This window comes from Streptomyces sp. NPDC002838, assembly GCF_040295365.1.
Taxonomy (GTDB): domain Bacteria; phylum Actinomycetota; class Actinomycetes; order Streptomycetales; family Streptomycetaceae; genus Streptomyces.
This window is the reverse complement of record NZ_JBEOVF010000099.1, coordinates 1-21,291: the sequence shown is the minus strand read 5'-3', so window position 1 is coordinate 21,291 and position 21,291 is coordinate 1. Positions and strand designations below refer to the sequence as shown.

The 21,291-nt window shown below is 70.6% G+C and carries 15 protein-coding genes and 1 pseudogene; 5 read left to right on the top strand and 11 right to left on the bottom strand.

Annotated elements, in window-relative coordinates:
- From ABT063_RS50250 to solA, 5 genes are all read right to left on the bottom strand, one after another.
- The coding region (locus ABT063_RS50250) for an ABC transporter permease (protein WP_351068723.1) at window positions 1–761 on the bottom strand (761 nt) is incomplete at its 3' end.
- A gap of 2 nt (window positions 762–763) precedes the next feature.
- Window positions 764–1,903: an ABC transporter ATP-binding protein gene (locus tag ABT063_RS50245; RefSeq protein WP_351068721.1), complete on the bottom strand. Its 1,140-nt coding sequence runs from the start codon at window positions 1,901–1,903 to the stop codon at window positions 764–766.
- Window positions 1,896–2,999: an extracellular solute-binding protein gene (locus ABT063_RS50240; RefSeq protein ID WP_351068719.1), complete on the bottom strand. Its 1,104-nt coding sequence runs from the start codon at window positions 2,997–2,999 to the stop codon at window positions 1,896–1,898. Before ABT063_RS50240 ends, ABT063_RS50245 begins: the two co-directional genes overlap by 8 nt.
- A 108-nt stretch (window positions 3,000–3,107) precedes the next feature.
- Complete coding sequence (locus ABT063_RS50235) at window positions 3,108–4,094, bottom strand: succinylglutamate desuccinylase/aspartoacylase family protein (protein WP_351068717.1); 987 nt, start codon at window positions 4,092–4,094, stop codon at window positions 3,108–3,110.
- A gap of 5 nt (window positions 4,095–4,099) precedes the next feature.
- Entirely contained in the window at window positions 4,100–5,236 is a 1,137-nt protein-coding gene (gene solA, locus ABT063_RS50230; RefSeq protein WP_351068715.1) for an N-methyl-L-tryptophan oxidase, read from the bottom strand.
- A 281-nt stretch (window positions 5,237–5,517) separates the two neighbouring features.
- Between solA and ABT063_RS50225 the strand changes: the two genes are divergently transcribed.
- On the top strand, window positions 5,518–6,264 hold the full coding sequence (locus ABT063_RS50225) for an IclR family transcriptional regulator (RefSeq protein WP_351068729.1): 747 nt from the start codon (window positions 5,518–5,520) through the stop codon (window positions 6,262–6,264).
- A gap of 363 nt (window positions 6,265–6,627) precedes the next feature.
- The gene (locus tag ABT063_RS50220) at window positions 6,628–7,371 is read left to right on the top strand and encodes an IclR family transcriptional regulator (RefSeq protein WP_351068727.1); all 744 of its coding nucleotides are present in this window, start codon (window positions 6,628–6,630) and stop codon (window positions 7,369–7,371) included.
- Window positions 7,372–7,810: 439 nt separating this feature from the next.
- Here ABT063_RS50220 and ABT063_RS50215 read toward each other — a convergent pair whose 3' ends face one another.
- Genes ABT063_RS50215 through ABT063_RS50205 form a run of 3 tightly spaced genes read right to left on the bottom strand, consistent with a single transcriptional unit; the run spans window position 7,811 to window position 13,379 of the window.
- Window positions 7,811–9,250, bottom strand: coding sequence for an NAD-dependent succinate-semialdehyde dehydrogenase (locus ABT063_RS50215; protein WP_351068712.1), 1,440 nt, complete (start codon window positions 9,248–9,250; stop codon window positions 7,811–7,813).
- The gene (locus ABT063_RS50210) at window positions 9,247–12,114 is read right to left on the bottom strand and encodes an FAD-binding and (Fe-S)-binding domain-containing protein (protein ID WP_351068709.1); all 2,868 of its coding nucleotides are present in this window, start codon (window positions 12,112–12,114) and stop codon (window positions 9,247–9,249) included. Before ABT063_RS50210 ends, ABT063_RS50215 begins: the two co-directional genes overlap by 4 nt.
- Complete coding sequence (locus ABT063_RS50205) at window positions 12,111–13,379, bottom strand: aspartate aminotransferase family protein (RefSeq protein ID WP_351068706.1); 1,269 nt, start codon at window positions 13,377–13,379, stop codon at window positions 12,111–12,113. Before ABT063_RS50205 ends, ABT063_RS50210 begins: the two co-directional genes overlap by 4 nt.
- Window positions 13,380–13,604: 225 nt before the next feature.
- On the opposite strand from ABT063_RS50205, the gene ABT063_RS50200 reads away from it, so the two are divergent.
- Both ABT063_RS50200 and ABT063_RS50195 read left to right on the top strand, forming a co-directional pair.
- Entirely contained in the window at window positions 13,605–15,260 is a 1,656-nt protein-coding gene (locus tag ABT063_RS50200; RefSeq protein WP_351068704.1) for a PucR family transcriptional regulator, read from the top strand.
- Window positions 15,261–15,566: 306 nt separating this feature from the next.
- Window positions 15,567–16,376: pseudogene (locus tag ABT063_RS50195) on the top strand (IS5 family transposase); the annotation flags it as partial.
- Between the two features lie 85 nt (window positions 16,377–16,461).
- On the opposite strand, the gene ABT063_RS50190 reads toward ABT063_RS50195, so the two are convergent.
- Window positions 16,462–17,583 (bottom strand): amidohydrolase family protein, encoded by a 1,122-nt coding sequence (locus ABT063_RS50190; protein WP_351068701.1) that lies wholly within the window; start codon window positions 17,581–17,583, stop codon window positions 16,462–16,464.
- Between the two features lie 207 nt (window positions 17,584–17,790).
- Between ABT063_RS50190 and ABT063_RS50185 the strand changes: the two genes are divergently transcribed.
- A complete protein-coding gene (locus tag ABT063_RS50185) occupies window positions 17,791–18,267 on the top strand; it encodes a MarR family winged helix-turn-helix transcriptional regulator (RefSeq protein ID WP_351068699.1) in 477 nt (158 codons plus the stop codon).
- Here ABT063_RS50185 and ABT063_RS50180 read toward each other — a convergent pair.
- Both ABT063_RS50180 and ABT063_RS50175 read right to left on the bottom strand, forming a co-directional pair.
- Complete coding sequence (locus ABT063_RS50180) at window positions 18,182–19,411, bottom strand: S8 family serine peptidase (protein ID WP_351068725.1); 1,230 nt, start codon at window positions 19,409–19,411, stop codon at window positions 18,182–18,184. The genes ABT063_RS50185 and ABT063_RS50180 overlap by 86 nt on opposite strands.
- A 273-nt stretch (window positions 19,412–19,684) precedes the next feature.
- Complete coding sequence (locus ABT063_RS50175) at window positions 19,685–20,929, bottom strand: peptidase (protein WP_351068694.1); 1,245 nt, start codon at window positions 20,927–20,929, stop codon at window positions 19,685–19,687.
- Between the last annotated feature and the right edge of the window lie 362 nt (window positions 20,930–21,291).

The following is a 21,291-nucleotide window of genomic DNA, read 5'->3' as shown; positions in this document are numbered from 1 at the left end:
TTCTCGCCGCCCATCAGGGCGGGCGTGAGGTAGTAGCCGAGGCAGAGGATGAAGCACAGCACGCCGGCGTTGACCAGGCCGGGGGCCACCAGGGGCAGGTAGACCCGGCGGAAGATGGTGATCCGGCCCGCGCCCATGCTCGCCGCGGCGGCCATCAGGCGCCGGTCGATGCCCTTCATCACCGCGAACAGCAGCAGCACGGTGTACGGCAGCATCACGGCGGTGGTGCCGATGACGACGCCGATCTCGTTGTAGAGCAACTGGACGGGCGCGCCGGGGACGTGCATGTCCGTCAGGGCGTTGTTCACCACGCCGTTGTCACCGAGCAGGATGATCCAGCCATAGGTGCGCACCAGCGCGCTGATGAAGTGCGGGACGACCACCACGAGCATCGCCAGGCCGGCCCACAGCGGCTTGAGCCGCGAGATGGCCGAGGCCAGGACGAACCCGACGACCAGGGCGAGCAGGGAGGTCTCGGCGGAGATCCGCAGGGTCGTGAGCAGGATCTCCAGGTTCGCGCCCTGGAAGGCGTCGATGTACCAGTGGAGGGTGAAGCCGCCCTCCTCGCCCTTCAGGCTCAGCATCAGGGTGCTGAAGATCGGATAGACGAAGAGGACCAGGAGGTAGACGATGACGGGCGTGGCGTTGAGCAGGCCGAAGCGGGTGCGCCGTTCGGACAGCGCGCGGCCCAGGCTGCGCTTGCCCGGGGCGGGTGTGGGTGCGGCGGGCGCCGGGGTGGGCGCCAGTGCGGTTCCGGCCATCGTCATCCCCCGTGTTCCGCGTCCGGGAAGACGCTGACGTTCGCGGGGTCCGCGGTGAGGCCGATGCGCTCGCCGAGGTCGGGGGCTCGGCCGGCGGGCAGTTCCAGCCGTACGAGTTCGGTGGCTGCCTCGCCGAGAGGGCGGACGGTGACGCGTACGAGCGTGCCGACGTAGGTGACGGTCTCGACCGTCCCGGTACAGAATCCGTCGTCGGGGGGACACAGGGCGAGCCGGCCGGGCTGGACCGCGGCACGGACCCGGGCCCCTTCGGTCCCCGCCTGCGGGCGGGCCTTCAGTACACCGCCGGTGTCGAGACGTACCAGGGTGTGGCCGGACGTCTGCTGCTCCACCTGGCCCGGCAGGAAGTTGGCGGCGCCGAGGAAGTCGGCGACGAACGGGGTGCGCGGGCGCTCGAAGAGCTCCTGCGGGGTGTCGAACTGGTCGATCCGGCCGTCCCGCATGACGGCGATCCGGTCGGAGAGGACGAGGGCCTCTTCCTGGTCGTGCGTCACATAGATGACGGTCAGGCCGAGTTCCTGCTGGATGCGCTTGATCTCGGTCTGGAGCTGGTCGCGCAGCTTCTTGTCGAGGGCGCCGAGCGGCTCGTCCATGAGGATGACCGGCGGGCGGTAGACCAGGGCCCGGCAGAGCGCGACGCGCTGCTGCTGGCCGCCGGACAGCTCGCGGGGGCGGCGGCGGGCCATGGCGGACAGCCCGGCCATCTCCAGGGTCTCGCCGACCCGGCGGCGCTGTTCCGCCTTGGAGACGCCCCGCAGTTGCAGGGGGAAGGCGACGTTCTCCCAGACCGTCATGTGCGGGAAGAGCAGGTACTGCTGGAAGACGAAGCCCAGGCCGCGCTTCTGCGGGGCGAGGCGGGTCACGTCCCGGCCGCCGACGACGATGCTGCCGGAGTCGGGCTCGCAGAACCCGGCGATCATCATCAGGGTGGTGGTCTTGCCGGAGCCGGAGGAGCCGAGGAAGGTGACGAACTCGCCGGCCGCGATCTCCATGGAGACCTCGTCGACGGCCGTCACTCCCCCGTAGGTTTTCCGAAGCCGTGTCACGGACAGGGGCTTGCCGGAACCGGTCAGGCCGGCCGTGGAGGCCAGGGACAGCTCGGGCATCACGTCGGTCTCAGGCATGCGTCCACTCCTGCCAGCGCTTGGACACGGCGTCCTGGTTCTTGATCCACCACTCGACGTCCAGGTCGAAGCCGGACTCCAGGTGCTCGGGCGAGCTGGCCAGGTTCGCGGCGGTGGCGGGCTTGAGCTTCTTGTAGGCGGCCGGCACCGACGGGGCCATCGGGTAGATCTCGGCGTAGGCCGCCTGTACCTCGGGCCGCAGGGCGAAGTCGATGAGCTGGTAGGCGGCGTCGAGGTTGGCGGCGCCCTTGGGGATGCCAAGGGCGTTGCTCTGCCGGCGGGCGCCGTTCCACTGGTAGGCGAGCGGGGAGCCGCCCTTGATCAGGGCGTCCAGGCGGCCATGCCACACGCTGGAGGCGTCAACCTCCTTGCGGCCCAGGAGCACGCCGGGCAGAGCGCCGGTGTCCCAGAACTTGCGGACGTGGGGCTTGATCTCGCTGAGGGCCTTGAAGGCGCGGTCCACGTCGAGCGGGTAGAGCTTGTCCAGCGCCACGCCGTCGGCGAGGAGGGCGAACTCCAGCTCGGGCAGGTCGGCGTCCAGGGCTTGCAGGGCGCGGTTGCCGGAGAAGGTCTTGGTGTCCCAGAAGTCGGCCCACGAGGCCGGCTTCCTTCCACCGAACGCGTCGGTTCGGTACGCCATCACGCTGGCCCAGTAGTTCTTGCCGACCGCGTTGGACGTCACCAGGGTCTTGGCGATGCCCGCGTTCTTGAAGTTCTTCAGCCGGTCGTAGTCGAGGTCCTCGGTGGCGTCCTGCTGCTTGAAGAGCACGAAGTCGGCCATGGAGTCGTCGATGACGTCGAACTGGGGGCGGCCCTGCTTGATCTGGGCGAGCATCTGGGCGTACTCGATGTTCACCACCTTGACCTGGATGCCGGTCTCCTTGGTGAACGGCTCATAGATCGCCTGCTGGTTGGCGTCGCCGTACGAGCCGCCGCTGTTGCGGACCACGAGGGTCTTGGAGCTCTTGCCGCCGCTGCCGACGGACCGGCTGGTGCCGGTGCCGCAGGCGCTGAGCGATGTGGCGGCGGCGATGCCTGCGGCCACGCCGCCGACGCCGCGCAGAAACCCTCTGCGGTCTATCCGGACATCTCTCACCGGGTGCCTCCTGGTGGTGCGGTACGTGAGGAAGGGGAGCGTGGGGGTGCGTGCTGGTGGGATCTCGTTCTGGTGCTGCGGGGAGGGGACTTGCTGGGGGTGGTGGGGTCAGTGGCCGCCGGAGTCCTGGGGAGCCGGGGCGGCGATGGCGGCGAGTTCGGCGCCGGGGGCGACGGTCAGTCCGTGCATGCCGTAGAAGATCCGGCCGGTGGCCGGGGAGAGGACCTTGTGCTCCCGGCCGTCGGCCGGGTCGATGACATGGCCGAGGACCTGGCCCTCCGTCACGTCGTCGCCGGCGGTGAACGCCGGATACCAGAGGCCGGTTGCCTCGGCGGTGACGCCGGCGGCCCAGACCCATGCGCGGACGGCCGTGTCGTCCTTGGGCTTGATGTCCAGGACGCCGAGCCGACCCAGGACCCCACGCAAACCCTCGACGAGACGACGGGCGGTGGCCGCGTCGCGTTCGCCGAGCTGGCCGGTCTCCACGAGGATCGCCGGGACGCCTTGGCGGGCGGCGGCCGCGTGACTGTTGCCGCCTTCGGCGTTCATTCCGAAGATGACGTCCTCGATGCCGAGCGCGCCGGCCATGTCCGCTGTCTGCACGTCCAGTTCGGGGTCACCGGTGAGGCGGTAACCGACGAAATCTGTCAGGACCTCGTCGATGCCGCCGGAGTGCAGGTCGACGTAGGCGTCGGCATCGTCCACGAGGTTGGTGAACAGCCACGCCGCGAGACGTTCGGTGGGGCTGCCGTCGGGGTCGCCGGGGAAGACGCGGTTGATGTTCACGCCGTCGAGCGGGGAGACGCCGAGGCGACCCTGGTAGACGGCCGGGGGGTTGGCGACCGGGCAGACGATCACCTGACCGTGCACCTCGCCGGGCTCCAGCAGAGCGGCCAATCGGGTGGCCGCGTCGACCCCCGTGAACTCGCCGCCGTGCACGCCCGCGGTGATCAGAACGCGGGGGCCGGGGTGGGCGCCGTTGACCAGGGTCAGCGGGATGTCCACGGTGAGAGTGCCGAGGTCGGCGGGGACGGTGCCGCGCGTCTTGGTCCCGGGCTCGGCGCGCAGGACGCCGACATCGAGGGTGCTGGTCATGGCCGTCACGCCTCCGCTCGGTCGAGGGTGGAGATGAAGTCGATGGGCTGGGGCGAGGTGCCGTCCAGCGCGAGGTCGGCGGCGATGTCACCGAAGGCGGGCGAGAGCTTGAATCCGTGGCCGGAGAAACCGGCGAGCAGGACGACGTTCTCCGCGCCCGGCAGCGGCCCGACCAGCGGACGGCTGCTCTCGGTGTAGCCCTCCATGTAGACGGAGAGCCGGGTCGGATCGGGGTTCAGGTCCGGCATGTGACGCCCGATCAGCTCCGTGAAGATCTCCAGCTCCTCCGGGGCCACCTCTCGGTCGAGCCGGTTCGGGTCGCCGGCCGGGCGGTGCAGGGCGCGGGAGAGGCCGAGCTTGACGGAGACGCCGTCCGGGGAGGGCAGGCCGTAGCAGTGCGTGGGCGCGGTGCGGATGAAGGCGGGGCGCTCCTCGCCGAACCAGGCGTCGGTGGTGGGCACGTACCAGGCGCTGATGAGGCGGCGGATGTCCACCTCCCACGGCAGGTCCGGGAGCAGGTCGTTCACCCACGGGCCGGGGGTGACGACTGCGGTGTCGAAGTGCTCGCTGCCCGCGTCGGTGCGGATCTCGACACCGTTCGCGACGGGGACGATCTCGCGGACCGTGGTGTAGCGGTGGATGCGGGCGCCGAGCTCCTCGGCGCGGCGGGCGGCGGTCTGGATCGTCAGCTCGGGACGGATGAAACCGGCGCGGCGGTCGAGCACGGCCGCGTCGCCGTCCTCGATCCGGAACTGCGGGAAGCGCTTGGCGAGCAGCTCGGCGTCGAGGACCTCGTGGTCCAGGCCGTGCTCGGCGATCGACTCGAGGACCGTGGCCATCTGGTGGTGCTCGGTCGGCCCCATCAGCAGGCAGCCGGTCAGGCGGCGCAGCTCACGGCCGGTCTCCCGCTGAAGCTGCTCCCACAGGGCGTCGGCGTGCTGGAGCAGCGGCACGTACCGGGAGTCCTCGAAGTGGGCGCTGCGGAAGATCCGGGTCTCGCCGCCGGCCGCGCTGCGGTCGTGGCCCGGGGCGAAGCGGTCGTAGCCCACGACCTCGGCTCCACGGGCGGCCAGGCGCCAGGCGGCCTGGCTGCCCATCGTTCCGACGCCGACGACGGCGACGCGCTTCCTGGCAGCTGACACAGGGCTTTCCTTTCGTATCGCCGCGGCGCATGCTGGGCCCCCGGCGTGAGGCTGTTCGATTCGAGGCGGTTTGGACGGGGCCGGGCCCTTCGGCGGGACCACAGCTCGCAATCGTCCGCATCTCGTAGCTCCGGCTCACTTTTGCGGGATCCCTCTCGAAGCCGTGCCACATTGTGGAATGCTGTGCTAGAATCTGGCACGAGGATGACAGCGGCAGAGAGGGGAGTCAAGAGGGTGTCCGCAAAGAATTCCGAGGATTAACGGGGGGAAACCGGATGGAAATGAAGAGCGTCACCAGATCGCTGCGCATCCTGGAGGTGGTCGCCCAGCATCAGCCCGTGACCGTCGGGGAGCTGACCAAGCTCTTCGGACTGCCGAAGTCGACCGTGCAGCGCACACTCGTCACGCTGGCCGAGGCGGGCTGGCTGCGGGCCAGCCGCAAGGACACCACCCGCTGGGAGATCGGGGCGCGCATCCTGGCCGTACGACCCGCCGCCCTACAGGGGTCCAGCCTGTTCGCCGCCGCCCGCGAACCCATGGTGCAACTGCGGGACAAGGTCAACGAGACCATCCACCTGTCGGTGCCGGACGCACTCCAGTGCATGGTCGTGGTGGACCGCGTCGACTGCGACCACGCCGTACGGACCTTCCACGCCATCGGCGACACCTCACCCCTGCACGCCACCGCCACCGGGCGCGCGGTCCTCGCCCACCTGCCGAAGCAGGACATCGCGGAGCTCATCACGCAGGGCCTGGAGCGCTACAGCGAGTCGACACCCGCAGACCCCGAGGACCTGCGCGCCGAGCTGCGGCGGATCCGCACCGCCGGCTACGCGGTCAACCGCAACCAGTACCGGCCGGGCGTCTGCGCGATCGCCGCGCCCATCCTCGACGAGGACGGCACACCGCTGGCCACCGTGGCCGTCTCCATGCCCGATTCGCGGTACGACGCCGACAAGCTGCCCGAGTGGGGCCGCCTGGTCGCCGACACGGCCGCGGAGATCACGGGGCGCCGTCTGGGCGCCTGAGCGCGTCGCGGCGGCCCGGCTTCGGCCCCGCATCATCAAGGGTCGGCTCCCATACGGGAGCCGACCCTTGATTCGCTTCACGGCAGGACCGACCTTGTGCCCGGCGGGGGAGAGTGCCGGGCACAAGGCGGCCGCCTCACGCGGCGGCGCGGTACGGCGCATTCAGGGCGCGACCAGCGTCAGACGCCGCGGAGCATCGGAACAGCACAGTCCTTGACGTCGGTCCGACCACCGGAGACGTCGAGGTGCGTGCCGCATTGTGGAACACCATGCTAGAATACGGCATGATCATGCCTGTGACTCCGGAAGCGAGTCAAGAGGTCAGCACGATGAATCCGCAGAACTGAGGGGGCCCGGATGGAATTGAAGAGCCTGACGAGGTCGCTGCGCATCCTGGAGGCCGTGGCGCAGCACCAGCCGGTGACCGTGGGGGAGCTGACGAAGATCTTCGGGCTGCCCAAGTCGACCGTGCAGCGCACCCTGGTGACGCTCAACGAGGCGGGCTGGCTGCGGGCGAATCGCAGGGACACCACGCGCTGGGAGGTCGGCGCCCGGGTGCTGGCCGTACGACCCGCCGCCCTACAGGGCTCCAGCCTGTTCGCCGCCGCCCGCGAGCCCATGTTCCGGCTCCGCGACACGCTGAACGAGACCATCCACCTGACGGTGCCGGACGCCCTGCACGGCATCGTCGTGGTGGACCGCGTCGACTGCGACCACGCCGTACGAACCTTCCACGCCATCGGCGACATCTCCCCCCTGCACGCCACGGCCACCGGACACGCGGTCCTCGCCCATCTGCCGAAGTCCGAGGTCGACGAGCTCACGGCGGGCACACTCGAGGGTTACGGCCAGGAGACCATCACCGACCCGGCGGAGCTGCGCGCCGAGCTCCGCCGGGTCAGAGACCGCGGATACGCCGTCAACCACAACCAGTACCGCCCGGGTGTCTGCGCCATCGCGGCACCCGTCCTGGATGAGGACGGCACGCCGCTGGCCAGCGTGGCCGTCTCCCTGCCCGACTCCCGCTTCGACCCCGGCCGGCTTGCCGAGCTGGGGCGGCTGGTGACCGACACCGCGGCGGAAATCACCGCCCGCCACCTGGGCTGAGTGCGGCTGCCGGCCGAACGACGGCGCAGCGCTCTCGGCCCAGGGAGCGGAGCGTGCCGGGCAGCGCCGGCCTCCTCGCGGCATACGGTGCCCTAGGCGCAGTGGCGAGCCTTCCAGTGGCCCCCCTCCGCTCCTTGCGGGCGGGCGACGAACCATTCGGGTAAACGCCCGGACCCCCGCACCAGGCGGAGGCAGAGGGCCGCACGTCGTGGCTTACTTGTCAGCCGCGTCCGCCGCCCAGGCCATGCGGCGGCCTACCGGACCAGCGGCCGACCCTTGCGCCGTGCGACACATGCGCAGCCTGCCTGCGCACAGTGACAGACCTGCGCCCGCCGCCCGGTGGAGGAAAAGCCGCCGCCCCATGCCCGGTGGCGTGGAAACCGGGCACGGGGCGGCCCGTCGCGGTGCGCGATGCGGGGTAGTCAGGGCATGACCACCGTCATCGCACGGGCACCGCGAGGTACTGGTACTCCAGGAACTCGTCAATCCCCACCCGGCCGCCTTCACGGCCGAGCCCGGACTGCTTCACGCCTCCAAAGGGGGCGGCCGGATTGGAGACGAGACCAGTGTTGAGGCCGACCATGCCCACTTCGAGGCGTTCGCTGACGCGCAGGGCGCGGTCGAGGCCCTCGGTGAAGACATAGCCGACCAGGCCCCAGGGCGTGTCGTTGGCACGGCCGACGACCTCGTCCTCGTCGTCGAAGGTGAGGATCGCGGCGACGGGGCCGAAGATCTCCGTGTCCATCAGGCGGCTGCCGGGGTCGACGTCGGCGAGCACGGTGGGCGGGTAGAAGCAGCCCGGGCCCTCGGGCGTACGGCCGCCGACGAGCACCCGGGCGCCGCGCTCCACCGCGTCGCCGACCAGGGCCTCGACCTTGGCACGCCCGGTGGCGTCGATCAGCGGGCCGACATCGACACCGTCCCGGGTGCCCGGGCCCACGACGAGCGCGCCCATGCGCTCGGCCAGCCTCCGCCCGAACTCCTCCGCCACCGACCGGTGCACGAAGAAGCGGTTCGCGGCCGTGCACGCCTCGCCCATGTTGCGCATCTTGGCGAGCATCGCGCCGTCCACGGCCGTGTCCAGGTCGGCGTCGTCGAAGACGATGAACGGCGCGTTGCCCCCCAGCTCCATCGAGGTCCGTACGACGGCGTCGGCGCACTGGGCGAGCAGCAGCCGTCCGACGTTGGTGGAGCCGGTGAAGGACAGCTTGCGAATCCGCCCGCCGCGCAGGAGCGGTTCGCACACCTCCCCCGCACGGGAGGTGGTGACGACGTTCAGCACGCCGTCCGGCAGCCCGGCCTCCTTCAGGATCGCGGCGAGCGCCAGGCTGGACAGAGGGGTCTGCGGGGCCGGCTTGAGGATCATCGTGCAGCCCGCCGCGATGGCGGGGCCGATCTTGCGGGTGCCCATGGCGAGCGGGAAGTTCCACGGGGTGATCAGGAGACAGGGGCCTACCGGGCGGCGGGAGAGCAGCATGCGGTTGCGGCCGTCGGGCAGGATTCCGCCGCCGCCGTCGATGCGTACGGCCTCCTCGGAGAACCAGCGGAAGAACTCGGCCGCGTACGCCACCTCTCCCCTGGCCTCGGCCAGCGGCTTGCCCATCTCGGACGTCATCAGGCGGGCGAGCTCGTCGGTGCGGTCGAGGATGATCTCGTAGGCGCGCCGCAGGATCTCACTGCGCACCCGTGGGGCCGTATGGGCCCACTCCTCCTGCGCCTGAACGGCCGCGTCCTCCGCCAGCCGGGAGTCCTTGGCGCCGGCGTCGGCGACGTGGGCGATGATCTCGCCGGTCGCCGGGTCGTCGACGGGCATGGTGGCGCCGTCCGCGGCGTCCACCCAGGCACCGCCGATGAACAACTGCGTGGGTGTGTCGGTCATGACGTCTCTCCTGGTTGATCGGCGGCGGGGTCGAGCAGTTCCGCGAGGTGCAGGGCGCGGATGCCCCGGTCTCCGGCGAGGTGGTCGATCTGGGTGGCGCAGCTGAAACCGTCGGCTACGACGACAGTCGGCGTGGCCTGGCCGATGCCGTCGAGGCGTGGCTTCAGGGCCAGGTCGGCGACGGCCATCGAGGTGTCGTAGTGCTGCTCCTCGAAGCCGAAGTTCCCGGCGAGTCCGCAGCAGCCCTCGGCTTCGTCGACCTTGCCCACGCCCAGTCGGCGCAGCAGGTCGGCGGGGCGGCGGCCCTTGAAGGTGGCGTACTCGTGGCAGTGGGTCTGCAGGGCGACGTTCTCCGGCAGTTCCGGCGGCGTCCAGCCAGGCGCGGCCAGGTCGGTCAGGGCACCCGTGAAGGTGTGGACGCGGTCCGCGACCCGGCGGGCGGCGTCAGTCCCGAGGAGCTCGGGCACGTCGCGCTTGAGTGCGGCGGCGCAGCTGGGCTCGGCCACGATGATGGGCCGCTCGTCGCCGTTGTCCAGGTGGGCGACGGTACGGGCCATGATCCTGCGGGCCACGGACAGCTGACCGGTGCTGACCCAGGTCAGACCGCAGCACAGGCCGTCCTCCGCAGTGCAGGGGATTCCGGCGTCGGCGAGCACACGGCTCGCGGCTCCGGCCACCTCGGGACGGAAGGCGCGGGTGAAGCTGTCGACGAAGAGCAGGGCTTTCGCTGGTTCGCCGGTCCTCGCATCGCGCAGGACCCTGCGCAGGACGTACCGGGGGGCGAATGCGGGAATCCTGCGCTTCGTGGTCACGCCTCCGAGGCGGGCGAGGAGTCGGCCGAGCGGTCCGCGGAGCAGCGCGTTGAGCGGGCGGGCGGCGTATCCGGCGAGGGCGGAGGTCAGGGGCAGCCAGCCCAGCGAGTAGTGGGAGCGGGGCCGGAGTCTTCCCTTGTAGTGCTGGTGCAGGAACTCCGCCTTGTAGGTGGCCATGTCGACGCCGACCGGGCAGTCGCTGGAGCACGCCTTGCAGGACAGGCACAGATCGAGGGCGTCGCGGACCTCCGTCGAGCGCCAGCCGTCCTGGACGGTCTCCCCGCGCACCATCTCCTGGAGGAGGCGGGCCCGACCCCGCGTGGAGTCGTTCTCCTCTCCCGTGGCCCGGTAGCTCGGGCACATCACACCGCCCGCGTCGCTGCGACATCGGCCGACGCCGACACAGCGGCGGGCCGCGCCCGCGAAGCCGTCCTCGTCGTGCGGGAAGGTGAACTCCGTCGCCAGGGGCTGGATCTGGTGCAGCGCGAGATCGGTGTCGAGCGGGGCCGGGGCCACGATGACGCCCGGGTTCAGCAGCCCTTCGGGATCGAAGACCTCCTTGAAGGCGGCGAACGCCCGGATCATCTGGTGGCTGTACATGACCTCCAGCAGCTCACCGCGCGCCCGCCCGTCGCCATGCTCGCCGGACAGGGTCCCGCCGTGCGCGACGACCAGCGCGGCCGCCTCGTGCAGGAAGCGACGGGCGGCTGCCCGGCCGATGTCCGTGGCGAGGTCGAAGTCGATGCGCACGTGGACGCACCCTGCGCCGAAGTGCCCGTACATCACGCCCGTCAGCCCGTGGTCGGCCAGGAGCTTGCGGAAGTCCCGCAGGTAGGCGGCGAGGTTTTCGGGCGCTACCGCCGAGTCCTCCCAGCCGGGCCAGGACTCCCCGCCGTCGACGAGGCGGGCGGCCAGACCGGCCCCGTCCTCGCGGACCCGCCACAAAGAGCGCCGTTCGGCCGCGCTCTGAACGACCCGCCCGCCGGTCATCCGGCCCTGCGCCTTGAGCACGTCGAGGAGCTCGGCCGCACGGGCGTTCACCGTGGCCTCATCGTCGCCGTCCAGCTCGACGTACAGCCAGGCCCGCCCCTCGGGCAGTCCGGTGACGGAGTCGGGGCCCCGGCGGGCACGCATGGTGGCGACGATCGCCTCGTCCATGCCCTCCACAGCGGTGGGATTCCAGCGCAGGATCTCCGGCACGTCCTCGGCCGCCTCGACGACGTTGTCGTAGCCGAGAGTGAGCAGCGCCGAAGCCTGTGCGGTCGCCACCAGGCGGACCGTCGCGGCGGTGACGACCGCACAGGAGCCCTCGGTGCCGACCAGAGCGCGGGCCATGTCGAAGCCGCGCTCGGGCAGCAGGTGGTGCAGCTGATAGCCGGAGACCTGGCGCGGAATGCGGCCCAGCTCGGTCCGGATCGGCGCCAGGTTGTCGCCGATCAGGCGTCGTACATCCGCTTCGAGGCGAGCGACGCGCTCCGCGTCCGCGGGGTCCACCGGGTGCAACCCCACGTGGTCGGCGACGGCCCGCACTCCGTCGGCTGTCACGATCTCCAGCGCCTCGATGTGGCCGCTGGTCCGCCCGTGCCGCACCGACCGGTTCCCGCACGCGTCGTTGCCGATCATGCCGCCGAGGGTGCAGCGGCTGTGCGAGGACGGGTCAGGGCCGAAGGAGAGCCCGTGCGGGGCGGTCGCGCTCTGCAGCGCGTCGAGGACGACTCCGGCCTCGACACGCGCAGTCCCGATGGCCGGGTCGATGTCCAGGATCCGGTTCAGGTACCGGGAGAAGTCCAGGACGACGCCCGGCCCGACCGCGTTGCCCGCCATGCTGGTGCCACCGCCGCGAGCGGTGACCGCGACGCCCGTCTCCTTGCAGGCCCGCAGCACCGCGACCACATCGTCCGTGGAGCGGGGAAAGGCCACAGCCTGCGGGGGGACACGGTAGTTGGAGGCGTCGTAGGCGTACTGGCCGAGGGTGCCCAGGCCGGATTCCACCCGCAGGCCCGGAGCCGTCTCGGCGAGCCGGGCAGCCAGCCGCGCCACGCTGTCGCTCATCGTGCCGACGCTCCTGAGGTACCGGCCTCCACGGCGGTCGCCCATGCCTGGAGTCCCTCGTCCACCGCCGTCTCGTCGATCACCAGCGCCGGGATCATCCGCACCACCTGGTTCCAGGCCCCGCACAGCAGCAGAAGCAGGCCCTCGTCCACGGCGGCGCGCTGCACGCGGGCCGCGGTCTCGGGGTCGGGGCCGCCGTCCTCGGTGACGAACTCGGTGGCCAGCATCAGCCCCAGCCCCCGCACATCACCGATGCCCGGCGTCCGGTCGGCCACCGCCTCCAGTCCCTGGCGCAGCCGCGCGCCCATGGCCTCCGCGTTCTCGACGAGCTTCTCGTCGCGTACGACGTCGAGGGTGGCGCAGGCCGCGGCGCACGCGACGGCGTTGGCGCCGTACGTACCGCCCTGCGAGCCCGGCCACGCCTTGGCCATCAGCTCCTCCGAGGCGGCGATGCCCGACAGCGGGAAGCCGCTGGCCAGACCCTTCGCGGTGACGAGGATGTCCGGGTTGACACCGAAGTGCTCGTGTCCCCAGAAGCGGCCGGTACGGCCCACGCCGGTCTGCACCTCGTCCAGGATCAGCAGGAAGCCGTGCCGGTCCGCCCGCTCCCGCAGCCCCTCCATGAACGCGCGGGTGGCGGGCACGTAGCCGCCCTCGCCGAGCACCGGCTCGACGATGATCGCGGCCGTGTCCGCGGGCGAAGAAATCGTCTGGAGCGTGTAGTCGAGTTCCTGGAGGGCGAAGCGGGTCGCGGTCTCCTCGTCCCAGCCATAGCGGTAGGCCGACGGGAAGGGAGTGACGACCACACCACTCATCAACGGCGAGAAACCGGACCGGAAACGCGTGCCGGAGGTGGTCATGGAGGCGGCGGCCACGGTCCGGCCGTGGAAGCCGCCGTGACAGACCAGGATGTTGGGCCGTCCGGTGGCCTGGCGGGCCAGCCGCAGTGCGGCCTCCACGGCCTCGCTGCCGGAGTTGGTGAAGAACAGGCTGTCCAGGCCCGTCGGCAGCACCTCGCCGAGCTTCTCGACCAGCCGCCGCAGCGGCTGATGCATGACCGTCGTGTACTGGCCGTGGACGAGAGTGCCCACCTGCTCCTGCGCCGCCGCCACGACCTTGGGGTGGCAGTGCCCGGTGCTGGTGACCCCGATCCCGGCGGTGAAGTCGAGGTAACGGCGGCCGTCCTCACCGTACAGATGGACGCCCTCGCCCCGGGCCGCCACCACGGGAGTGGCCTGGCGAAGGTGCGGCGACAGTGCGGTCATGTTCGTCTCCCGGCGTGGGTCGTCGGACTGCTGCGGTCCCCCGAGCATCTCCGCCGCCCCGCAGGGAGCCAACGCGCGATCTGTCCGGCGAGGGCACGGCGTTCGGACGTTCTGTCAAGCACGGGGCTGGAATGCGGCGCTCAATGCCCCGTTCACCCGAGGCGGAACACCTCTTGCGCAGGTCAGCAAGGCTTGTCACAGTGACCGGGCACCCAGGGAGACACCGTGAACGACAACCCCTCGACGGCGCGACCGCCGGACACGGCCGACCAGGACAGCAGTCCTCCCGGCCGCGCCCTCACCATCGCCGACGTCCTGGCTCTGCCCGTCCTGGCCGCCGGCCAGCCCCAGGTCGTCACCGGCGTATCCCACCTCCACAGGCCGGTCCGCTGGGTCCACATCACCGAACTGACCGACCCCGCCTCCTTCCTCAAGGGCGGCGAGCTCGTCCTGACCACCGGCATGCCGCTGCCCGACGACGTGACGGGAGTTCGCAGGTACGTCGACGAACTCGCCGGCGTCGGCGCGGCGGCCCTGGTCATCGAACTCGTACGGCGCTACCACCGCCCGCCCGACGCCCTCGTCCACGCCTGCCAGGCCCGCAGCCTCCCGCTGATCACTCTCGCCAAGGACGTCAACTTCCTCGAGGTCACCCAGGTCGTCCACGCCCTCATCCTCGGCAACCAGGCCGAGGCGATGCGCCGCACCCAGCGCGTCCACGAGGCGTTCACCACGCTGACGCTGCGCGGCGCAGGACCGGAGGACGTCATGCGCGCGGCAGCGGAGATGAGCGGCCGTACGGTCGTCCTGGAAAACCTGGTCCACCAAGCACTGATCTGCGAACCCTCCGGCACCACCCTGGAGGAAACGCTCACCGCCTGGGAGCAACGCTCCAGAGCGACCCCGCCCGGAGACCGCACGAGCCAACACGGCCCGGAGGGCTGGCTCACCGCACCGGTCGAATACCAAGGCGAACGCTGGGGCCGCGTGGCCATGCTGCCCGCTCCCACCACCGAACCGGCCTTCGGGCCGGAGCACATCACCGTCCTGGAAAGAACGGCGATGGCCCTGACCGTCGCCCGCCTCATCCACCCCACCCTCTGGGAACGCACCGCGCACCGCAACGCCCTGCGCGACCTCGTCGAGCAGCGCCACCGCTCCCCCGAAGACGCCCATGCCCGCCTGACCGCGCTGGGCCTGCCCACCGAGAACAGCCGCTTCCTCACGGTCGTGGTGGACCTCCCCGCAGATGACACCGCGGCGAATCCCGAGACCGGCCTGTCCCAGGACCTGCACACGACGGGAATCCCGGCACTCATCGGCGAACTGGCCCCCGGCCGCCTGGGAGTCCTGCTCGCCCTGAGCCCCTCACACCCCTGGCAGCCCGCAGTCGAACGGCTGAGCCACGCCGCGCTCGGCCTTTCCCCGCAGGCCGTCGTGAGCATCGGCTCCGAGGCCGACGACCTCACCGATGCCCCCCGTTCCTTCCGCCAGGCAACCCGCGTGGCCGAGGCCACCCCGCCCGACCAGCCCCTCCCTCAGGGCCGCTCCTTCCACGAACTCTCCGATGTCGACCTGCGCCGCCTGCTGTACGCGCTCCGCGAGGACACCCGGATCCAGGAATACGCCGAACAACAACTCGGACGCCTCCTCGATCACGACAGCCGACACGGCACCGACCTGCTGACGACCCTCCGCCACTACCTCGACGCCGCCGGCAACAAGACCAGCGCCGCCCGCCGCGGCGGCCTGTCCCGCGAGACGTTCTATCAACGCCTGCGCACCATCGAGCGCCTGCTCGACTGCGACCTCGAATCCGGCGAACAGCGCACCGCATTGCATGTGGCCCTCACAGCCCTGGACGTCCTGCGAGTCCGCTGACGGATCGCTGCAGGGAGCAGGAGGCCGCGGAACGGATTCAACACATGAGAAGGAGTAAGGCCAGCCGGGGATGAACTGATCCGCGCTGCGGCCCCGCCCGTAGACGTGGCAGAACAGCAGCTCCGGGCTGGTTGGGGCGTCGAGCCGCAGCCAGTTGCTCACGTCGACGGCAAGTTCACCAGCGGCCGTTCCTTCACGCGACGTTGCTCGACACCTCGAAGCGTGAAGAACGGCCGCCCTGCTGTCCCGGGAACGAACCAAGATCAGCGGGTCAGGTGAACGGCCGAAGTTAAACGCCAAGCCAAGCTGCCGGTCGTGGCGGGGATCGTTGAGCGGCTGGTGCCGGACGTGTTGCGGGAGCTGTTCCAGCGGGTGGTGCCGGACGCCGTCGCGGCCTCAGGGCGGTGGTCGGCGCCGGCACGGTGACCGGGAAGTGCTGGCCGCGATCGTCTTCGTGGCGACCTCGGGCTGCACGTGGCAGCAGTCGCCGTCCGCCTCGTTCGGGCCGTCCGGCGCGGCGGCTCACCGACGATTTGCCGAGTGGTCGAAGGCTCGGGTGTGGGCCAAACTCCACCGCTTGGTCCTCGACGAACCGGGATCCCGCGGCGAGCTGGACTGGTCGCGGTGCGTGATCGACTCGGTCAACATGCGGGCCTTGAAAAGGGGGAGCTGACAGGCCCGAATCCTGTAGACCGGGGCAAGTACGGGTCAAAGATCCACTTGATCACGGAACGGACCGGCCTGCCCCTGTCCGTCGGTGTCTCGGGCGCCGACACGCACGACAGCCTGGCACTGATCCCGCTGGTGAAGGACATACCGCCGATCCGCTCCCGCCGGGGACGCCGGCGAGGCAGGCCCCACAAACTCCGCGCCGACAAGGGCTAGGACTACAACCACCTGCGTCGTTGGTCATCCGGCCGAGGCATCCGGCACCGCATCGCCCGCAAGGGCATCGAGACCTCGCAACGACTCGGCCGTCACCGCTGGGCCATCGAACGCACCATGGCCTGGCTCGCCGGATGCCGACGTCTGCACCGCCGCTACGAACCCGAAGCCGACCACTTCCTCGCCTTCACCAGCATCGCCTGCACACTGATCTGCTGTCGCAGACTCACCACGGTACCGGTGCTCGCGGGGTTGGGCCGACGGAACACGTATGCGCCGTCGGCCCAGCGACACTCCTCACCTGCTGCTGTCCTGATCAGAGGTTCAGCAGGTGTGCCGCGTTGAGGTGTGCGATGCGTTTGAGGTCGGCGCGGGAGAACGGCGCTGTGCGGAGGAACTCGACTGCCTCGGCCGTTGATTCGTAGGGGTAGTCGACGGCGAACAGCAGCCGGTCGGCGCCGATGGCCTGGACCGCTCCGAGGAGGGCCGCGTGGGAGAAGACACCGCTGGTGGTCGCGTAGAGGTTGTGCCGCAGGTAGTGGGAGGGCAGTTGCCGTGGCCTGCTCTTGGGGTCGGCCTGGTGGTAGCGGCTGTCGAGCCGGGCCAGCTGGAAAGGCAGCAGTTCTCCCATGTGCCCCAGCGTCACCGAGGCCCCGGGGAACTCGTCGAACACTCCACCGTAGATCAGGCGAAGTGCGTGGGCGCCGACCTGCGCTGTCCATCCCCAGGACGGCCCGCTCAGCACGGGATGCCCCTGGAACACCCGCCACTGATCGGCGGGGAAGAGCGCGGGATGGAGGTAGAGCGTCACGCCGAGCCGTTCAAGTTCCGCCCACACCGGCCGGAACTGCGGCTCGTCGAGGTAGTGGCCCTGAACGTGGTCGTTGTGCAGGACCCCCTTGAGGCCCAGTTGCTCCACCGCCCGGCGCAGTTCGACCACGGCGGCCTTCGGGTCCTGCAACGGCAGGGCGGCGAAGCCGGCGAACCGTGTCGGGTGGGCGGCGACCACTTCGGCCAGGCGGTCGTTGACCCGGCGGGCCGTGGCCACGGCCTCGGAGGGGTCCTCGATGGCCTCCACGCCGGGTGAGGTGAGCGACAGGACCTGCATGTCCACCCCATGCTCGTCCATGTCCGCCAGCCGCAACTCCGTGAAGTCGGCGAGCCGGCGCCCCCACTCCTGCCCCCAGCCGGGGGGCATCCAGGCTTCGCCCGGCCACGGGATCAGCTCCGGAACGGAGAACGCCTCTTCGACCGCGATCACCTTCATGCGGCGACCCGGGCGGCCGGCGGCGGTCCCGGCCGACGTGGAGGTGGCGGCCTGGGCGGCGGGCGGGACCGCGAGGGCTGCCGTGCCGGCGGTGGCTCCGGCCGCGGCGGCCAGCAGACGCCGCCGCGAGGTGCCCGCGGCAAGGGGGGATACAGACGATCCTGTCGTCATCGTCACGCCTTTCCATCGGTCTACGGGAATCAGGGGCATGGTTCGGGAGGTGGGGATCGATTCGAGCTCCACCATTAGGTAGCCTAATCGTAGGTTACCTAATGAAGGGTGATCTGGGAAGCCCGGTGATGTTGGGCGCCAGGTCTGACCGGCTTACGATCGGCAGACCGCGCCGAACCGAACGCCCCACCGTGAAAGCAGAACCACATGTCCTCCTCCCCGTCTGAATCCGAGCCGCTCATCCGGCTGCTGTGGCGCGCGCACAACTGGTTCCGAGCCGCCCTGACCACTGCGTTCGAGGCCCAGGAAGACGGGTCGGCCATCAGTGCGGCACACGTGACCCTGCTGAGTCAGCTCCCGTCAGAGGGGGCGAGCATCGCCGAGCTGGCTCGGCGTCTGGGCGTCAGCGCCCCGACAGCGCACCAGTGGGTCCACGAACTTGTCGCCATGGGCGTGGTGACCGTGGAGAGCGATCCGCGGTCCGCCCGGTCGAAGCTCGTGCTGCTCTCGGCGGCCGGTGCCCGGCGCCGCGAGGAGACGATGCAGATCCTGGCCGGGATCGAAGCCACGCTCGCCGGGCGCGTCGGTGCGGATACCGTCATCGCACTTCGGGCCGCACTGGAGGAACCATGGGGATCTCCGGAATCGGTGGTAATGGAACTCCCCGGCCCTTCCACCCCTTAACGCTGTTGGCTCCCGGGCGCAGCGGCCAGTCCCTCCCCGGGCAGCAGGCACAAGGCCACCACACGCGGACCGCATGACTGGTCCGGCACGAACGAGCACGGCAGCCAGGCCCTGGAACGTCTGCGGAATGTCTGCCGACCCGCTTGGTGGCCTCGGCGCCGGAGCGCCGGATCGGCCGGCCCTTGTTGTCGGTTGTCGTCGCCGTGGTCATCAGGGCCGACTTGACCTCGGCTGGCGACCAGTCGGGGTGCAGCCCCCGCAGGACCAGCGCCAGGCCCGCGACCTGCGGCGCCGAGGACGACGTACCGGACATGAGGCCCTGCGCGCCCTTGGCGAACTCACTGTCCCGGGCCGTGCCGGCGATGGTGTCGAGGCCCGGGGCGGTGATGTCGGGCTTCAGCACGCCGCCGTGCAGGGGGCCGGGGCCGCCGGAGGAGAACCTCACCACCTCGGGGGCGCGTTGACTCACCGCCCGGGCGGCGCTCAGCTTGGCGGTGGCGCGGGACCCGGCGCGCGCGGCGTACGCCTTGACCGCCTCGGCCTGGCCGCTGGTGAGGTAAACGGTGGGGACCGCCTGTCGGAAGGCGAAAGCCGTGTCGACGGGAGCCGCCACGTTGTGGAGCACCATGCCCACGCCGTCGGCCTCCTCGACCTGGTCGGCCTTGCCCTCGCGGGAGTCCCCAAAGATGTGCTCGCACAACACGATCGCGCCGGTCACCTTCTCCGGGTCGGGGGTCCCGGGGAGGCACCGCTCGGCGTCGTCGGCGGCAACTCCGCTCCTGGCCGCCCGTGCCGCGTCGACCAGCGGGGCGGAGGGAGCGGCGGAGGCGACGACGCCGACGCCGGTGCGGGAGGTGCCGTTGCCGAGGGTGAGAGTGGTGCGGTAGCCGGTGTCGTGCGTGGACGCGGCCACGGTGGTGCCCCAGGGCGCCAGGTGCGAGACCGAGTCGGGCCCCTCGTTGCCCGCCGCCGCGGAGATGAAGACGCCCGCCTTGGCCGCGTTGAGCATGGCCAGTTCAAGCGTGCCGCCGAGGACGCCGTAGCCGCCGATGGAGAAGTTGATGACGTCCACGCCGTCGGCTACGGCCTGGTTGAGGGCGGCCACCATGTCCACGTAGGCGCCGGGAAGGTCGTCGCTCGCCAGTTGAGGAAGGACGCACGTTCCGGCAGGACAACGCTGATCGTTTCCTCCTGGAACGAGGCGTCACCGAAGAGCCTGCCTCGGTCCCGTCCACTGCCAACCCTGATGTCCCGCGCGCGTCAGTACACCGTGTGCTGTTTCTGGACCGACGACCCTATGAGGTGACCACTCCGGCACTGAGCGCCGGCCCAGCTGTGATCAAGCACTCGGACCGGGAGACGGGCCGGGCCCGCCTCCCCTCGGGGAAACGGGCCCGGTCGCGTCTCACTGTGCCGGTCAGGCGTCGGCGCCCGCATTGCGGCGACGGGCGACGACCACCGCGCCGACGCCGAGCAGGAGCGCCGCGCCGCCGGCCAGGGCGACCTTCGGCAGAACGTCGCTCGAACCGGTCTCGGCGAGCGAGCCGCTGCCGCTACCGCCGGTTCCGTTCACCGGAGTGGTGGATGTGCCGCCCTGCTCGGCTGTGTTGTCGGTCTTGCCGGGCTTGCCCTCGGCGTCCTCGACCTTGCCCGGGTCGCTGCCCTTGGCCAGGATCTGGAACTCGTAGTGGTCGAGGTCCGGGTAACCGCCGCAAGACCCGTCCTCGTTGACGTAGTCGGCCGTAGCGAAGACGGCGCCCTGCCCGGCCGGGATGTCTGCGTCGACCTTCAGCCGCAGCTTGACGTCGACCGAGGTCTTGGCCTTGAGGGAGCCGACGGACACTCCGTCCAACAGGTCGACGTCGCGCCAGTTCGGGTTCGCGGCCGTGGACCACTCCAGGTCGAGGTGGGAGTCGAGTTCCTTGAGGCCCTTGTCGTCGAAGGCGTGGACGGCTCCGTACGGGTACACCTCGTCCATCGTCTTGTTGGTGCCGTTGGTGACGCGCAGTGTGAAGTTCTCCGTGGTTCCGCCGACGACCTTGTCCGGCAGTCCGCTGACGACGGTGGTGAGCTTGGGCTCGGGGACGCACTCGCCACCCGGCTCCTCCCCCTCCTCGGCCTCGGCATCCGCCAGCGCCTTCTTCGCGTCGTCCAGCTTCTTCTTGGCCTCGTCCCTCGCCTTCTGGAGAAGGTCGATCTTTCGGACCTGGGCGACGCGGGCATCGTCGTGGGCGGTCCTCGCCTCGGTGGCCTTGGTGTCGGCGGCCGTCTTGGCCTCTGCGGCCTCCTGGGCGGCCTTCTCGGCCTCGTCCAGCGCCGTCTGCGCCGCGGCCTTCTCCTCGTCGGTGGTGGCGGCGTCCAGCTTGGCCTGGGCGTCCACGACGGCCTGATCGGCCTCGGTCTTGGCCTGGGCGGCGGCCTCGGCGGCCTTCTTGGTCGCGATGACCGCGGCCTTGGTCGGGTAGGTCTCCGCCTCCAGGTCCTCCTCAAAGAACTTGATGGCGTCGTTCACCGCGATGACGGCGGCGTCGTACTCCTTCTGCGCGAGGTCGACGGCCTGCTCGAGCTCTTCGATCGTCGGCTTCGCCTTCTGCGTCTGCGCGGCCGGCTTCTCGTCGGCGAAGGCGGGCGCGGCCGAGAGGAGGACAACCGGGGCGGTCACGGCGGCGGCGACGGCAGTTGCGAGAACACGGCGAATCTTCACAATGGACCCCAGGTCGGGTGGCGGAAAAGTGCGATGGGCATCGCGCTTGCGGAGTGCTCACGCGGTGCGACGCCTCGGCGATCGATCGTATGACCTGCATGGTCAAGGCCACAGGTGGTTTCTCGCAGCCCTGCCGGAGAAGCCTCCAGAGCGTACGAATAAATGGCATGTACGGGGACAGTTGCCCGCGGAGGCCGCACTTTTTCTGTGAGCCATCTCATCACACCCTGTACGGGGGCTGTCAGGCCCCGGCACGGCGACGAACTGCCTGACAGGGCCAGGACACACCCTTCTCAGCACCGCTGCTGCGGCGGGTGCTG

Bases quoted from the DNA above. Each gene is read 5' to 3' on its own strand.
- ABT063_RS50235 (WP_351068717.1), bottom strand. From the start codon at position 4,094: ATGACCAGCACCCTCGATGTCGGCGTCCTGCGCGCCGAGCCCGGGACC.
- ABT063_RS50185 (WP_351068699.1), top strand. From the start codon at position 17,791: ATGTCCTCCTCCCCGTCTGAATCCGAGCCGCTCATCCGGCTGCTGTGG.
- ABT063_RS50205 (WP_351068706.1), bottom strand. From the start codon at position 13,379: ATGACCGCACTGTCGCCGCACCTTCGCCAGGCCACTCCCGTGGTGGCG.
- ABT063_RS50225 (WP_351068729.1), top strand. From the start codon at position 5,518: ATGAAGAGCGTCACCAGATCGCTGCGCATCCTGGAGGTGGTCGCCCAG.
- ABT063_RS50215 (WP_351068712.1), bottom strand. From the start codon at position 9,250: ATGACCGACACACCCACGCAGTTGTTCATCGGCGGTGCCTGGGTGGAC.
- ABT063_RS50210 (WP_351068709.1), bottom strand. From the start codon at position 12,114: ATGAGCGACAGCGTGGCGCGGCTGGCTGCCCGGCTCGCCGAGACGGCT.
- ABT063_RS50245 (WP_351068721.1), bottom strand. From the start codon at position 1,903: ATGCCTGAGACCGACGTGATGCCCGAGCTGTCCCTGGCCTCCACGGCC.
- ABT063_RS50190 (WP_351068701.1), bottom strand. From the start codon at position 17,583: ATGACGACAGGATCGTCTGTATCCCCCCTTGCCGCGGGCACCTCGCGG.